At 59.9% G+C, this 12,298-nt stretch carries 17 protein-coding genes; 11 read left to right on the plus strand and 6 right to left on the minus strand.

The genetic code is table 11. The features are described 5' to 3' along the window. Nucleotides 1-10 precede the first annotated feature (10 nt). Together DI606_RS16860 and rnk are read left to right on the plus strand one after the other, a co-directional pair. Nucleotides 11-1,015, plus strand: a complete 1,005-nt coding sequence (locus DI606_RS16860) for a rod shape-determining protein (RefSeq protein WP_293985069.1) — start codon at nucleotides 11-13, stop codon at nucleotides 1,013-1,015. A 234-nt stretch (nucleotides 1,016-1,249) separates the two neighbouring features. Further along, complete coding sequence (gene rnk, locus DI606_RS16865) at nucleotides 1,250-1,654, plus strand: nucleoside diphosphate kinase regulator (protein WP_006952122.1); 405 nt, start codon at nucleotides 1,250-1,252, stop codon at nucleotides 1,652-1,654. A 108-nt stretch (nucleotides 1,655-1,762) separates the two neighbouring features. On the opposite strand, the gene DI606_RS16870 is transcribed toward rnk, so the two are convergent. Genes DI606_RS16870 through DI606_RS16880 form a run of 3 tightly spaced genes read right to left on the minus strand, consistent with a single transcriptional unit; the run spans nucleotide 1,763 to nucleotide 3,444 of the window. Then, complete coding sequence (locus DI606_RS16870) at nucleotides 1,763-2,029, minus strand: GlsB/YeaQ/YmgE family stress response membrane protein (protein ID WP_006952121.1); 267 nt, start codon at nucleotides 2,027-2,029, stop codon at nucleotides 1,763-1,765. A 13-nt stretch (nucleotides 2,030-2,042) separates the two neighbouring features. Next, the gene (aqpZ, locus tag DI606_RS16875) at nucleotides 2,043-2,798 is read right to left on the minus strand and encodes an aquaporin Z (RefSeq protein ID WP_293985072.1); all 756 of its coding nucleotides are present in this window, start codon (nucleotides 2,796-2,798) and stop codon (nucleotides 2,043-2,045) included. A 58-nt stretch (nucleotides 2,799-2,856) separates the two neighbouring features. Further along, the gene (locus DI606_RS16880) at nucleotides 2,857-3,444 is read right to left on the minus strand and encodes a DUF937 domain-containing protein (protein ID WP_293985073.1); all 588 of its coding nucleotides are present in this window, start codon (nucleotides 3,442-3,444) and stop codon (nucleotides 2,857-2,859) included. Between the two features lie 149 nt (nucleotides 3,445-3,593). Here DI606_RS16880 and DI606_RS16885 point away from each other — a divergent pair, with 149 nt between their 5' ends. Continuing rightward, nucleotides 3,594-3,986 carry a DUF3597 domain-containing protein gene (locus DI606_RS16885; protein WP_293985075.1) on the plus strand — a complete coding sequence of 131 codons (393 nt, stop codon included), beginning with the start codon at nucleotides 3,594-3,596 and terminating at the stop codon, nucleotides 3,984-3,986. Between the two features lie 48 nt (nucleotides 3,987-4,034). Continuing rightward, nucleotides 4,035-4,235 carry a dodecin family protein gene (locus tag DI606_RS16890; protein WP_006952117.1) on the plus strand — a complete coding sequence of 67 codons (201 nt, stop codon included), beginning with the start codon at nucleotides 4,035-4,037 and terminating at the stop codon, nucleotides 4,233-4,235. Nucleotides 4,236-4,369: 134 nt separating this feature from the next. Here the strand turns inward: DI606_RS16890 and DI606_RS16895 are convergent, their stop codons facing one another. The 3 genes from DI606_RS16895 to DI606_RS16905 form a co-directional block, all read right to left on the minus strand. Continuing rightward, on the minus strand, nucleotides 4,370-4,675 hold the full coding sequence (locus tag DI606_RS16895; protein WP_293985078.1) for a hypothetical protein: 306 nt from the start codon (nucleotides 4,673-4,675) through the stop codon (nucleotides 4,370-4,372). Between the two features lie 43 nt (nucleotides 4,676-4,718). Beyond that, nucleotides 4,719-5,126, minus strand: coding sequence for a DUF4332 domain-containing protein (locus DI606_RS16900; protein ID WP_293985080.1), 408 nt, complete (start codon nucleotides 5,124-5,126; stop codon nucleotides 4,719-4,721). A gap of 78 nt (nucleotides 5,127-5,204) precedes the next feature. Further along, the gene (locus DI606_RS16905; protein WP_293985081.1) at nucleotides 5,205-5,504 is read right to left on the minus strand and encodes a DUF1153 domain-containing protein; all 300 of its coding nucleotides are present in this window, start codon (nucleotides 5,502-5,504) and stop codon (nucleotides 5,205-5,207) included. 396 nt (nucleotides 5,505-5,900) lie between these two features. On the opposite strand from DI606_RS16905, the gene DI606_RS16910 reads away from it, so the two are divergent. The 7 genes from DI606_RS16910 to DI606_RS16940 all read left to right on the plus strand — a co-directional run bounded on the left by DI606_RS16910 (nucleotide 5,901) and on the right by DI606_RS16940 (nucleotide 12,029). Next, the gene (locus DI606_RS16910) at nucleotides 5,901-6,239 is read left to right on the plus strand and encodes a hypothetical protein (RefSeq protein ID WP_293985082.1); all 339 of its coding nucleotides are present in this window, start codon (nucleotides 5,901-5,903) and stop codon (nucleotides 6,237-6,239) included. A 221-nt stretch (nucleotides 6,240-6,460) separates the two neighbouring features. Beyond that, the gene (locus DI606_RS16915) at nucleotides 6,461-6,940 is read left to right on the plus strand and encodes a DUF4126 domain-containing protein (RefSeq protein WP_293985083.1); all 480 of its coding nucleotides are present in this window, start codon (nucleotides 6,461-6,463) and stop codon (nucleotides 6,938-6,940) included. 99 nt (nucleotides 6,941-7,039) lie between these two features. After that, a complete protein-coding gene (locus DI606_RS16920) occupies nucleotides 7,040-7,552 on the plus strand; it encodes a hemerythrin domain-containing protein (protein WP_293985085.1) in 513 nt (170 codons plus the stop codon). A gap of 33 nt (nucleotides 7,553-7,585) precedes the next feature. Next, a complete protein-coding gene (locus tag DI606_RS16925) occupies nucleotides 7,586-9,787 on the plus strand; it encodes a catalase (RefSeq protein ID WP_293985086.1) in 2,202 nt (733 codons plus the stop codon). Next, nucleotides 9,784-10,722: an NAD(P)/FAD-dependent oxidoreductase gene (locus DI606_RS16930; protein ID WP_293985088.1), complete on the plus strand. Its 939-nt coding sequence runs from the start codon at nucleotides 9,784-9,786 to the stop codon at nucleotides 10,720-10,722. The genes DI606_RS16925 and DI606_RS16930 overlap by 4 nt, the downstream gene beginning before the upstream one ends. Further along, nucleotides 10,709-11,311 (plus strand): PRC-barrel domain containing protein, encoded by a 603-nt coding sequence (locus tag DI606_RS16935; RefSeq protein WP_293985090.1) that lies wholly within the window; start codon nucleotides 10,709-10,711, stop codon nucleotides 11,309-11,311. Before DI606_RS16930 ends, DI606_RS16935 begins: the two co-directional genes overlap by 14 nt. Before the next feature lie 316 nt (nucleotides 11,312-11,627). Then, nucleotides 11,628-12,029, plus strand: coding sequence for a response regulator (locus tag DI606_RS16940; protein ID WP_293985092.1), 402 nt, complete (start codon nucleotides 11,628-11,630; stop codon nucleotides 12,027-12,029). Nucleotides 12,030-12,298: the final 269 nt, after the last annotated feature.

Below are 12,298 nucleotides of genomic sequence, written 5' to 3' on the forward strand. Positions count from 1 at the left end.
TCGGGCCGAGATGAGAAGACTGTTTCCCGGCGCTGGCAAGGCCGATTTCGCGATTGATTTTGGCACGGCCAATACGCGGGTGGTGTCGGCTGATGGCGGTGTCCTGTTCGATGAGCCGTCGCTCTGCTGCTTCGCGGGGCGCGTCGATGCCGGTGAACTGGTCACTGCCGGAGCTGCCGTCGGCCCCATGCAGGAGCGTGCATCCGGAGACCTGCGGATCGTGCGCCCTCTGCATCGCGGAGTGCTTTGCGATATCGCGGCGGCCCGCGACTATCTGGCCTATGCCGTGCGATCGAGTGTCGGCCAGCGCAGGCTCCGCTCCTTTCGCGCAATCATCGGAGTGCCAGCTGACGCTACCAACGCAGAGCGTGGCGCGCTGCTCACCGCGGCAAGCGATGCTGGTCTGGGAGCTGTCGAACTGTTGACGGAACCCTTGGCTGCCGCGTGGGGAGCAGGCCTTCATGTCGATCATCCCCGCGGCTCCATGATCGTGGAATGCGGTGCCGGTACGACGGAGGCGGCCGTCCTGTCACTGGGCGGAACCTGCGCGACCGCATCCCTACGCGGTGGAGGCGATGCGCTTGATCGCGCGATTGCCGATCATCTCCATTTTCAGCACAAGTTCCTTATCGGCATGAACACTGCTGAACACGCGAAACGCGACATCGTCAGGATGCTCCAGGATCAGGCAGCCCCTGCCGCCAGGACCCGGTTCAAGGGACGCGACCTCGTGAACGGATTACCCGCAGCCCTGGAACTGCCGATAGGTGATCTGCTCCCCGTGGTCGAAAAGCATGTTGCCGGCATCACCAGGATGGTTGTGAACATGCTGGGTGACATATCGCCCGAGCTCAGTCGTGATATCCACGATGACGGCATTGTCATGACCGGCGGCAGTGCAGCCATCAATCTTGTTCGGCCGGCATTGGCCCAGGCCACCGGGCTGCATGTCGCCCTCGCTCCGAACAACGCTTATTGCGTGGCAAATGGCCTGCAAAAGGCGCTGCTGCACTGATCGGGCGTGACACCTGGTTTGACTTGAGGATCGCTTGCAGCCATTATCGTGTCATGTACCGGTTTGCCACACGTCAGCGTCAGCGCTGCCATGCGAGTTCGCTTCTCGTGGGCCAATAGCCCCGGACAGCGAGAGCCACGTCCGGCGCAGTCCGGGGCAAAACCGAGCATCAGCCTTTACATCGCGCTTTTCCAGCGCACCGCGCCTGCATGACCGGCGCTGACGGAGAACACCATGACCACCCATCGCAAGGCCCGGGCCCGGCCACCGATCCAGATTCGTGAAACCGACGCGGAACGGATCGGTAATCTTGCCATCGAGGCGGAAGAGCGGCTGCCGCAGGTGGCCGAACTGCTCCTCGCCGAGATCAACCGCGCCAAGGTTGTGCAGGATTCCCGGCTGCCGGGGGATGTCGTCGCCATGCAATCGATCGTTAAGTTTGTTGACGAGGCGAGTGACGCCGAGCGCACGCTGCAACTTGTCTACCCTCAAGCTGCCGACATCGAAGCGGGACGCATTTCGATCCTGTCGCTGGTTGGGGCTGGATTGCTCGGCCTGAGACCGGGGCAGTCAATTTCATGGCCCGATCGTGCCGGAAAGCAGCGGGCCTTGCGGATCATGGAAGTAAATCAGGAATAAGGTAAGGGCGGCACATCGCCCACCCGCACAATCGCAGGCATTCGGGCTCAGCCGGAAAACGTGACGGATGTTCGGGTGAGGCGCACCCCACCCGAAAGTCCGCCTGGTTCAGCGGATATTCCTGCGCTGCACCATGTTGACGATCCCGAGCAGGATCACGGCGCCGACGAAGGCAATGATCAGCCCGGTCAGAGAAAATTCCTGCACACTGCCGCTGATGCCGAGCAGTGGTCCGGCAACCGCATTGCCGATCAGCGAGCCGATGCAGCCGACAACGATATTCCAGAAAATGCCCATCGAGGCATCACGGTTCATCACCTTGCTGGCGAGCCAGCCGGCGATGCCGCCCACGATCAGTGCAATGATCCAACCCATAGTCTCTTCCTCCTCAGTTGCGGATTTCCAGGTGCGTCACGCTGACGTCCACGAATTGATCGTTGCCGATGTTTTCCGGTGCTTCGCCAGGTGACAGCATGACCCGCCAGATCAAGGCGCCGATCGCCGCACCCACAAGAGGGGCGACCCAGAACAGCCACAATTGGCCCAGGGCCGCGGTGTCGGCGAAGATGGCCACGCCTGTGGACCGGGCCGGATTGACCGAGGTATTGGTGACGGGGATCGAGATCAGGTGGATCAGGGTCAGCGCCAGGCCGATCGCGATCGGCGCAAAGCCTGAAGGGGCCGCCTTTGATGTCGCCCCCAAAATGACGATCAGGAACCCTGCCGTCAGAACGATCTCGATCAGCAGGGCTGCCTGCATCGAGTAGCCGCCGGGGGACAGGTCGCCAAAGCCGTTCGATGCAAAACCGCCGGCGCTCCACCCGGTCTTGCCCGAGGCGATGGCGTAGAGCACGACTGCGGCGGCAACCGCGCCTACCACCTGAGCAATCCAGTACGGGATCAGCTCCTTCCACGAGAACCGATTGGCCAGCGCCAGCCCGAGCGAAACCGCGGGATTGAAATGGCCGCCGGAAATCCCGCCGACTGCATAGGCCATTGTCAGGACCGTCAGGCCGAAGGCCAGCGAGACACCGGTGAACCCGATGCCGAGCTCCGGAAATCCGGCGGCCAGGACGGCCGAACCGCAGCCTCCGAATACCAGCCAGAATGTGCCGACGAATTCGGCTGCGAATTTGCGTATCATTGGCTCTCCCCCTTTCGCTTGTGTGGCGCCATGAGACCAGTAGGCTGCGCCGCCCGTGTCAGCGGCCGAGCCGTCCTGCCATGCCCAGAATGTCGTCGAGTGGATTGCCATCGCCGTCGAGGTCGATCAGCGACGCAAGACCACCAAGACCGCCGCTTTGCGCCGCTCCGCCTTGACCGCCGCCCATCACGCCGCCGAGTACCTGGCCCAGCATGCCCCCAAGGCCGCCGCCCTGTCCGGTGTCACTGGCCCCGCCGCCCGCTTTCTGGCTGGCCAGATACCCGGTGACGGCCATGGCCAGCAGCGGCAGCATCTTCTTGAGCAGCGCAGGATCGATGCCGGTCGATTGCGATGCCTGGCCAGCAACAGTCCGGCTGACCTCCTTTGAGCCAAATATCTGGCCCAGGATTTCATTGCCAGGTGCTGCGGGGGTCGGAGCACTGCCGGTCACCGCCTCCAGCAGGCCGCCGCCGCCGGCACCGCCCAGCATGTCGATCAGTCCGCCAAGACCGCCCGGCGCGGGCTGCGCCTGCTTCTTGAAGCCGCCGAGGATGGCGGGAAGCAGCGCCTCTGCTCCGGTGCGGGCTGTTGCGGGGTCGACACCCAGTTCACGTGATACGGAATCAAGCGCCCCAGTCTGTTTCATGATGTCTGCAATATTCACTGCGGCCTCCTGTTCTAAAACGACGCCAGACGTGTACGACAGACGTCATGATCATCGCCCATGACTTGCCAAAGCAACATGGCTCCCACACACTCGTTTCGGGATGATGTCAGAGAGCAAGGAGAAGCGCGATGAGTTTTTTCGGTAAGATCAAGGACGCCATTTTCGGCAAGAGGGCGGAGGCGGCTCCGGCTGCACCCGCACCCGCACAGACCACGGCGGCGGCTCCCGCGGCACCGACACCAGTCGCACCGCAGCCGGTTTCCGAAGTCGACGTGGAAGCCATCCTAAGTGGCCTTGCGGCAAAGTCCGACCAGAAACTCAACTGGCGAACCTCGATTGTCGACCTGATGAAGCTGCTCGGCCTCGATTCCAGCCTCACCGAGCGCAAGGGTCTCGCCCAGGAACTCGGTTACACCGGCGCCCTCGACGGTAGCGCAGAAATGAACATCTGGCTGCACAAGCAGGTCATGCGGGAACTGGCGGCCAATGGCGGCAAGGTTCCGGCCGAACTTCTGGATTGATCGTCAGGCTGGGGGCGACCCATACGGGGGATTTTCAGGAGAAACACCATGGCTATCGCCAAAGTAATCGAAGTGATTTCCAGTTCGACGACGGGTTTTGAGGATGCGGTTTCCAGCGGCATCGCCAAGGCGGCAGAGACCATCGACAACATCGAAGGCGCCTGGGTCAAGGACACCAAGGTTACCGTCAACGATGGCAAAGTCAGCGAATGGCGGGTGATCCTGTCGATCACCTTCATCGTCAAATGACGCACCCTGGATACTGTCGCCGCTGACGACGGTTGCCGATGATGCACGATAAAGCCGAGGATCTGCCCTGCAGGCCCTCGGCTTTGTTCATATCTTGCGGGCTTGTCTGCGTAGGGGCGAGCCGGGGTTCGCCTTCAACGATCGATGATCGCGCTCAGCCGATGGTGGAAGGGGCGGTGCGGGGTTTCCCCGCGCGTCAGGTCGTGAAAGGTGCCGCCGCCCAGGATCGGCAGGATCCCCTCGACTTTGAGCAGGTCTTCGAAGCTGTGCACGTCGACATGAACATGTAGCCTGCCATCGAAATCGAAGCTGATGATCGCGTCTTTGGGGCATGCGCCCTGCAGCATGGTCAGGACCTTGTTCAGTTCGTCAGTGATCATCGAGGACCGCTGGTCAGGCAGGCGTTCGACACTTTGCTTTTGAGCCGGATTCTCGCTCATGGCCTCTCCCGATTTCCTGGTGTCCGGACGCGATGCCCCTCGATCAATGGCTGATCGCGGGATCCATGGTCTTGGCCTGATCGACCCATTTCTGGACCTGCGAGGCAGCGGGCACTGCTCGGGTGAGCTTCTTCGCCTCGTTCACCTCTTTCATTTTCGCCGCCAGGTTCTCGGCATTACGGGTAGCCAGTTCCTTGACCGTGTCGACGCCGGCGACCTCGAGCAGTTCGGAATATTCCTCGCCCACGCCTGAAATCCGCATCAGGTCGGCCATGTTGGCCCACTTGAGCAGCTGGCTGGCAGAAAATCCGGTTTGCGTGGCAACGTCGTCGCGGCCTTTGCGGCTGCCGCAGGCGCTGAGCAAATCGTCCGTGGTCTTGATGCCCGCTGCCTGCAGGCGTTCGGCGTACTTCGCTCCAATCCCTTCGATTTCATCGATCTTGTACGCCATCATCCACTCCTTGCTTGACGCCTTGTCTATTCTGCGACTGACAGCCTAACCGGACAGATTAGGCCATGCAAACGCCGGTCAATATTTCTGCTGGCGCTCATAGAGGTCACGGTAGTGTTGCAGCCTCGTGACCCGCAGCCCCTGCATACCAGACCGGTCGACGGCGCGCTGCCAGGCGGCAAACTCCTCGATGGTCAGGTCATAGCGCTCGCAGGCTTCGTCGACGGTGAGCAGCCCACCGTTGACGGCAGCAACGACTTCGGCCTTACGCCTCACGACCCAGCGTCGGGTGTCTCTTGGCGGCAGCGAATCGAGGGTGAGCGGTTCACCGAGTGGTCCGATGACCGTGGCGGGACGGAATTTCTGGTTCTCAATCATAATGAATACCGATCGCCTGGCCGCAGCGCTGGCGCCGTCTCCTTTGTCAGCAAGGTGTGGAAGCAATCATGGCCGGGAGGAGGTTAACATTGCGTGAGAGAAGGGGGCTTTGGGAACATCATGCGCCCGCTGTCCCGGATGCCGGAAAGAGCCGTGGGCTGTTGGGAGGGCGCGAGGTGAACGGGCCTGCTGACAATCCCGTGACCCTCAGCTGGGCGAACAAGAGCGGCATAACCAAGGTCAACAACGGTGCCGCCATTCCATGGTGCAGGCTCTTGATGGCCGTCGTTGCACACGAACCCTGGCGTAGCGGCTCGACGGTTCTTCGACAGTTGACCTGCATCCCCGACGATCTACGCTGGAGGTCCCATAAGACAAAAAGAACAGGAGAACGTCATGAAAGCACCAGCCACAACTGCGCTTGCCCTCAGCCTGATGTTGGCTGCCTGCAACTCCAAACCGGAAGAGCCTGCAGATGCTTCGACAGAGACGGCACAAACGACAGCCAACGTGACCGCACCTGCCGCGCCCGCTGCGGCGATGAAGCCGGCTCCGGAAGGATTGCCCTCGCGCATCGCGCGTGAAGTCATCACGGCTAGCGGCCAGAAGTGCGACGGCATAGCGAAGGCTGAACGTCAGGCCAGCGATGGTACAATCGTCGCCAACTGCACCGGAGGTGAAACTTACCGGATTTATACCGAGGAAGGCAAAGGGCCTCTCGCATCAGCAATGTGATGCAGGGCTGCACGCGCTGGCTTGCCGCATACCAGTCCCCGCGCCGCCCGAGCGCGGAGACTGGATGATGGCTTTGAGACAATCGTCATGCGGTGACGATGCTGAATCGCCTCATCACCTTGCGATTGCCATGGTATTTCTCTGCGAGCCCGTTCTGCAAACGGGCATGAACCTTAATCTAGCAATGGCGGGCTGATCCCTCTCTTCGAGCCCAAGCAGGGATGACCGGGATGAGTGCAGTAGAAATCATCAGCATTGCCGCAAGCATCAGCCTGCTTGCCGGTTGGCGGCTCTATCTCTGCATTTTCGCCGTGGGACTGGGCATGCGACTTGGGTGGATCGCCATGCCGGGGCACCTCCAGTCTCTCGATGCACTGGCCAGCTATTGGGTCCTCGGCATTGCCGGGGCCGGCGCAATCGTCGAATTCTTCGCGGACAAGATAAGCTGGCTCGATAGCGCCTGGGATATGGTCCACACGCTTGTTCGTCCCGTGGGCGGAGCCTTGCTTGCCCTCGCGATTGTCGATGCCGGAAATCCGGTCTGGCAGCGCGGCGCCGTGCTTGCGCGACGGCGAGCTGTGGTGATTGCAACGTCACCCTGCGTCGCACCTACCTCAATGGTTTGGAACAGCGACACCGGCACGGGCTCTACCAACGCACGGGTAATAGATGACACTGTGCACCGCAGTATAGAAGATTGACTGCGCATCGCTGGGATTGTCACATTTTCCGCTTACATTTCGGGAACCGTAGCTCTTAGCCGCAGTTTCGTGACAACCTAAGTAGCAAGGATGGGATCAATGGTCAGCAAATCAGGAAAGTCGAAGCCGAAGAGCGGCTCGCGCGCGTCGCGCCGGACATCTGCAGCCGCGAAGCGGACCGAGGATGCTATCGCATTGCTCAAAGCCGATCACCGCGAGGTCAAGGCCATGTTCGAGCAATACGAGAAGACCGAAAGCGACAAAGAAAGAGAGGCGCTCGCCAGAAAGATATGCCGCGCCCTGACTGTCCATGCCCAGATCGAAGAAGAGATTTTTTACCCAGCGGCCTATGAGGCGCTCGACGACGATGACTTGCTTGACGAAGCCGAGGTGGAGCACGCCAGCGCCAAGGATCTGATTGCGCAGATCGAAGCAAGTTCGCCTTCTGAGCCACTATTCGATGCAAAGGTCAAAGTTCTTGGGGAATATGTCGATCACCACGTTCAGGAGGAGGAAAAGGAAATGTTCCCCGAATGTCGCGCTAGTGACATGGACCTCAAGGCGCTCGGCGAACAGCTGCGCGCCAGGAAGAAAGAGATTTCGGCCGCATAGTCATTAAGCGACAGTTCAAGAGAGGAGGACGAGATGGCGAAGAACGGCAAGCGTGGCGACGGGAAAAGGAACGAGACGACTGCAAAGGCTAAAGAAGCTCTTCCGGCCGGGGCAGACTTGCCGCATAGCTATCATGAACCTCAAGGCAATGGGGGTGAAACCCATCAGACGACTGAAGACGCTAACGCCACGTTGACCACTCAACAGGGCGTCCCCGTTGCTGACGATCAGAATAGCCTTAGGGCCGGCGCGCGCGGACCAACGCTGCTGGAAGACTTCATCTTGCGCGAGAAGATCTTTCACTTCGACCACGAGCGCATTCCCGAGCGCGTGGTTCATGCCCGCGGTTATGGCGCGCGCGGCGTATTCGAGCTCACCGAGAGCCTTGGCGATCTCACGCGCGCCGACATACTCTCGTCGGTAGGTCAACAAACCGAGGCTTTCGTCCGCTTTTCGACCGTGGCGGGCCGCGCAGGTTCGTTCGACCTCGCCCGCGACGTACGCGGCTTCGCCGTCAAATTCTATACGCGCGAAGGTAATTGGGATCTTGTCGGAAATAACATCCCTGTCTTCTTCATCCAGGATGCCATTAAATTCCCCGATCTCGTGCATGCCGTGAAGGAGGAGCCCGATAGGGCTTTTCCGCAGGCGCAGTCGGCCCACGACAATTTCTGGGACTTCGCGTCACTGATGCCAGAAGCTTGGCACATGGTCATGTGGCAGATGTCTGACCGCACCATCCCGCGATCTTTCCGGACTATGGAAGGGTTCGGCGTCCACAGCTTCCGTCTGGTCAATGAGGCCGGCGCATCCACCTTCGTCAAATTTCACTGGAAGCCGCGGCAGGGGCTGCAATCTGTTCTGTGGAACGAGGCGGTCAAGATCAACGGAGCCGATCCGGATTTCCATCGCCGCGATTTATGGACCGCAATTGAGGCCGGAGACTTTCCACAGTGGGATCTGGGTGTTCAGCTGTTCACTCAAGAGCAGGCCGACAAGTTCGATTTCGACCACCTTGACGCCACCAAACTGATCCCGGAAGAAGTAGTGCCGGTGCGCAAGATCGGAACCCTGACGCTCAATCAGAACGTGGACAATTTCTTCGCAGAGACCGAGCAGGTGGCTTTCTGCACGCAACACGTCCCGCCGGGCATCGATTTCAGCGACGATCCTCTCCTGCACGGGCGCAATTTTTCCTATCTCGACACGCAGCTGAAGCGTCTCGGAACTCCAAATTTCACCCACATACCTGTCAATGCGCCGCGTTGTCCGGTCATGAATTTCCAGCAGGACGGCCACATGGCGATGCGCAATCCCAAGGGACGCGCGAACTATGAGCCAAACAGCTGGGGCCCCATGGCAGGGCCGCGCGAAAATCCGAAGACTGGTTTCAACTCGTTCTCAGCGCCAGTGGAGGGGGTGAAGCAGCGTCTCCGGTCCGAGACCTTCGCGGATCATTACAGTCAAGCGCGCCAGTTCTTCATCAGCCAAACGCCGATCGAACAAAAACATCTCGGCGACGCCTTTGTGTTCGAACTTAGCAAATGCGAACGCGCCGACATCCGCGCGCGCGCTGTCTCGCATCTTCGCAATATTGACGAAAAACTGGCCGTCACGGTGGCTGAGGGTCTGGGTATGCTGCTACCTGATGCCGCTGTGGCGGCAAAGCCGACTCTCGAGCTTCCTCCTTCCTCGGCGCTCAGCATTGTCGCCAACGGCCCGGGTTCGTTCAAGGGCCGTAAACTCGGCATTCTGCTCACGGACGGCTCAGACGCCCGCACGTTTGCAGCGCTGACTAAAGCGGCAGAGGATCAAAGCGCCCTCTGGGAAGTCATCGCGCCAAAGATCGGAGGGGTTACCATGGGTAACGGCGAATTGGTGGCTGCAAAGCACAAACTCGACGGGGGCCCTTCGGTGTTGTTCGATGCCGTCGCGGTCCTTCCATCGGACGAGGGGGCCATAATGCTCGCTCAGGACGCAGTCGCAAAGGACTTTGTCTCAGACGCTTACGCGCACTGCAAATTCATCGGCCACAGCCCATCAGCTCTAACACTTTTTGCTGAAGCCCGCATTCCGCCGGAACTCGATGGTGGCTTCGTTGCGCTTGATGGCGCCAAGCCTTGTGACTCTTTCCTCAAACTGTGTGCTAATTTGCGATTCTGGGAACGTGAACTTAACGTCGATCTCGATGCGAAGGCTTTCGCCAAGAAGAACTCGGCGAAGCCCAAAGGATGATCGCGGAGAGAGCGGACTGCATTGTCGTAGGAGCCGGACCCGCTGGGCTGACCGCTGCTCTGTATATGGCGCGATATCGGCGCAGGGTGCTGGTCCTGCATGATGTGTCGGCACGCGCTTTGCGCATCCCGCTCACTCATAACGCGCCTGGCTTTCCCGGCGGCATATCTGGGCCCGACCTCATAGCTCGCATGACGCGCCATGCAGAAAGCTACGGAGCAAGCGTCCGCGAGGCGTGCATCGTGAAGGCGATGCATGATGGCGAGATCTTCCGCGTGCAGAGCCAGACCGGTGAAAATTGGCATGCGCGCACACTGATTCTCGCTACCGGCCTCCATCTCAATCAGATCCCGCTCGAACATGGCGTGCACGAAGCGGCGATCCGCTCCGGAGTCCTTCGCTATTGCCCGATTTGCGATGCCTACGAACACACCGACCGGAAGATCGGCGTTATCGGATGTGACACACAAGGCGGCAACGAAGCGATGTTCTTGCGGCGATATACCGACGATATCACGCTCATCCCATGCAGCTATGCCGACCTATCAGAACGCGAACGGAAGTCGCTAACAGACGCCGGAATCAGGATTGTTCGCCAGGCGGCAGCGAAATGTACGGCAAGCGGGGACAGTCTCTCCGTCGAATTGGCTAACGGCGAACGGCTCATATTTGATGTTGTCTATCCGGCACTTGGGGTTCGACCGCGGACCGAGCTTGCGGAGGCACTGGGCCTTGCAACCGACGACAGTGGTTGTCTCGACCCGCAAACGCCGTTTGAAACACAAATACCTGGCCTCTATTCCGCTGGCGATATCGTAGAGGGATTGGATCAAATCAACGTAGCCATTTCGCACGGCGCGATTGCCGCGACAAAGGCCCACAACTGGCTCCGTGAACTAGACGGAGAATGCCTGCCCACAGATGCGGGTCACTGACGTGGAAGCGGTGGCTGCCTGGGTTGCGCCGGTTGCGACGATGATCGCGGCGGTGATGACCGCTGCTAATCTCGGCGCGCGCGTGACAGGATGGGGATTCGTCGTTTTCGTCATAGGCTCGGTCAGTTGGTCAATTGTTGGAATTTCATCTGGTCAAAGCAATTTGCTTTGGACCAACGGCTTTTTGACGTTCGTGAATGTTATCGGCGTGTGGCGCTGGCTTGGTCGCCAAGCCAAGTATGAGGATGGAGGGGCAGCAGCGGCAACGCGGAGCGCACGGTCGCGTGTGCCAACGCTCTTTTCAGCCGCATCGCTCGTTGGGAGCAAGGTTACAGGGCCCGATGGTGGGACAATCGGGATAGTGATCGATGCAATGGCCAAGTGCGACGGCGCGGCGCTAGCCTACGTCGTCGTTTCAGAAGGCGGTCTGGGAGGCGTTGGTGAGCGCCTTCATGCGCTCGATCCGGCGGCACTTGTTTTCGGCCATGATAACGTGTGCGCGAAGTTCAACGCTGATGAATTGGCTGCGCTGCCCGTACTTAATCCAGACCAATGGCCGGAACGGCTTAACGGCGGTTCAGCGCATTGACGCTGAGACAAGGTATGCGCCGTCCCGACCGACCTTGCAGGGCAGCCCCCGCGCTCAGCCTCGTTGCCTTCATCAAATCGGGTACGCTGGAGCTACGAAAAAGCCTACTGAAATTGGGGCACTAACGGCGGGCAGCGGTTTGGTGTTCACGAGCGCGGTGACCGACGCAATTGGCCGTGGCTTAACGCGTCACTTATCGCCAGGAGATTTGTCATCTGACTGACAGCAACAACCACGGCGCCCCCTGCCACTTCAATCCCGAGACAAATTGATGCAAACTGGAAAGGAACCACGGGATGATGGCATTTAAGGGCGCATGGAACCATCCATCCTGATTGTTGAAGATGAATACCTCATCGCGCTGGAGATGCAGAGCCATCTCGAGGACGTGGGTTATCGGGTCGTAGGCATAGCCGCTGACCTTGCGACGGCGCTGAAGTTTGCGGGCGAGAATTTTGATCTGGCTCTCGTTGACCTGAACCTCAGAGACGGACTCACCGGACCGGAGGTGGGGAGGCTGCTTGCTGAAAAGCATGGTGTGGCTGTCTTGTTCGTAACTGCTAACCCATCTCTCCTTGGCGCCGGTATCTCCGGCACGGTTGGCGTACTTACCAAGCCGACAGACAAAGAAAGCCTTTGTGCTGCGGTTGCCTTTGCGCTTGATTACCGCTTGGCAGAAGCCACAGAGCCGCCGAGCAAGCTACGCTTGTTTGGATAATCAGGTGCGGCTGAGGGCCGAAAGTGGTACTTCGATCTGCACCGCCAATCCTTCAGGGAGCCACTCTCGGGTGATGCTGCCGCCCAACTGGTTCACAACGCTCATTTCGATTAGCCTGGTTCCGAATCCGGTCACGTTAGGGGCACATTGAACGGCAGGACCGCCACGTTCTGCGTGGCGACAACTACGATGGCCGGTTGAGCGGCAACTATGATGGCCGGTAGGATCGGTTGTCTGGGCTGATCGTAGGGAGGGGCGTAGCCCTGACC

The organism is Sphingobium sp. (assembly GCF_003248505.1).
Taxonomy (GTDB): domain Bacteria; phylum Pseudomonadota; class Alphaproteobacteria; order Sphingomonadales; family Sphingomonadaceae; genus Sphingobium.

What these genes read in the sequence shown, in the direction of transcription:
- DI606_RS16905 (WP_293985081.1), bottom strand. Translation starts at nt 5,504, where the DNA reads ATGATTGAGAACCAGAAATTCCGTCCCGCCACGGTCATCGGACCACTC.
- aqpZ (WP_293985072.1), bottom strand. Translation starts at nt 2,798, where the DNA reads ATGATACGCAAATTCGCAGCCGAATTCGTCGGCACATTCTGGCTGGTA.
- DI606_RS16930 (WP_293985088.1), top strand. Translation starts at nt 9,784, where the DNA reads ATGATCGCGGAGAGAGCGGACTGCATTGTCGTAGGAGCCGGACCCGCT.
- DI606_RS16900 (WP_293985080.1), bottom strand. Translation starts at nt 5,126, where the DNA reads ATGGCGTACAAGATCGATGAAATCGAAGGGATTGGAGCGAAGTACGCC.
- DI606_RS16880 (WP_293985073.1), bottom strand. Translation starts at nt 3,444, where the DNA reads ATGAAACAGACTGGGGCGCTTGATTCCGTATCACGTGAACTGGGTGTC.
- rnk (WP_006952122.1), top strand. Translation starts at nt 1,250, where the DNA reads ATGACCACCCATCGCAAGGCCCGGGCCCGGCCACCGATCCAGATTCGT.
- DI606_RS16890 (WP_006952117.1), top strand. Translation starts at nt 4,035, where the DNA reads ATGGCTATCGCCAAAGTAATCGAAGTGATTTCCAGTTCGACGACGGGT.
- DI606_RS16885 (WP_293985075.1), top strand. Translation starts at nt 3,594, where the DNA reads ATGAGTTTTTTCGGTAAGATCAAGGACGCCATTTTCGGCAAGAGGGCG.
- DI606_RS16870 (WP_006952121.1), bottom strand. Translation starts at nt 2,029, where the DNA reads ATGGGTTGGATCATTGCACTGATCGTGGGCGGCATCGCCGGCTGGCTC.
- DI606_RS16895 (WP_293985078.1), bottom strand. Translation starts at nt 4,675, where the DNA reads ATGAGCGAGAATCCGGCTCAAAAGCAAAGTGTCGAACGCCTGCCTGAC.
- DI606_RS16925 (WP_293985086.1), top strand. Translation starts at nt 7,586, where the DNA reads ATGGCGAAGAACGGCAAGCGTGGCGACGGGAAAAGGAACGAGACGACT.
- DI606_RS16915 (WP_293985083.1), top strand. Translation starts at nt 6,461, where the DNA reads ATGACCGGGATGAGTGCAGTAGAAATCATCAGCATTGCCGCAAGCATC.
- DI606_RS16860 (WP_293985069.1), top strand. Translation starts at nt 11, where the DNA reads ATGAGAAGACTGTTTCCCGGCGCTGGCAAGGCCGATTTCGCGATTGAT.
- DI606_RS16935 (WP_293985090.1), top strand. Translation starts at nt 10,709, where the DNA reads ATGCGGGTCACTGACGTGGAAGCGGTGGCTGCCTGGGTTGCGCCGGTT.
- DI606_RS16920 (WP_293985085.1), top strand. Translation starts at nt 7,040, where the DNA reads ATGGTCAGCAAATCAGGAAAGTCGAAGCCGAAGAGCGGCTCGCGCGCG.
- DI606_RS16940 (WP_293985092.1), top strand. Translation starts at nt 11,628, where the DNA reads ATGGAACCATCCATCCTGATTGTTGAAGATGAATACCTCATCGCGCTG.
- DI606_RS16910 (WP_293985082.1), top strand. Translation starts at nt 5,901, where the DNA reads ATGAAAGCACCAGCCACAACTGCGCTTGCCCTCAGCCTGATGTTGGCT.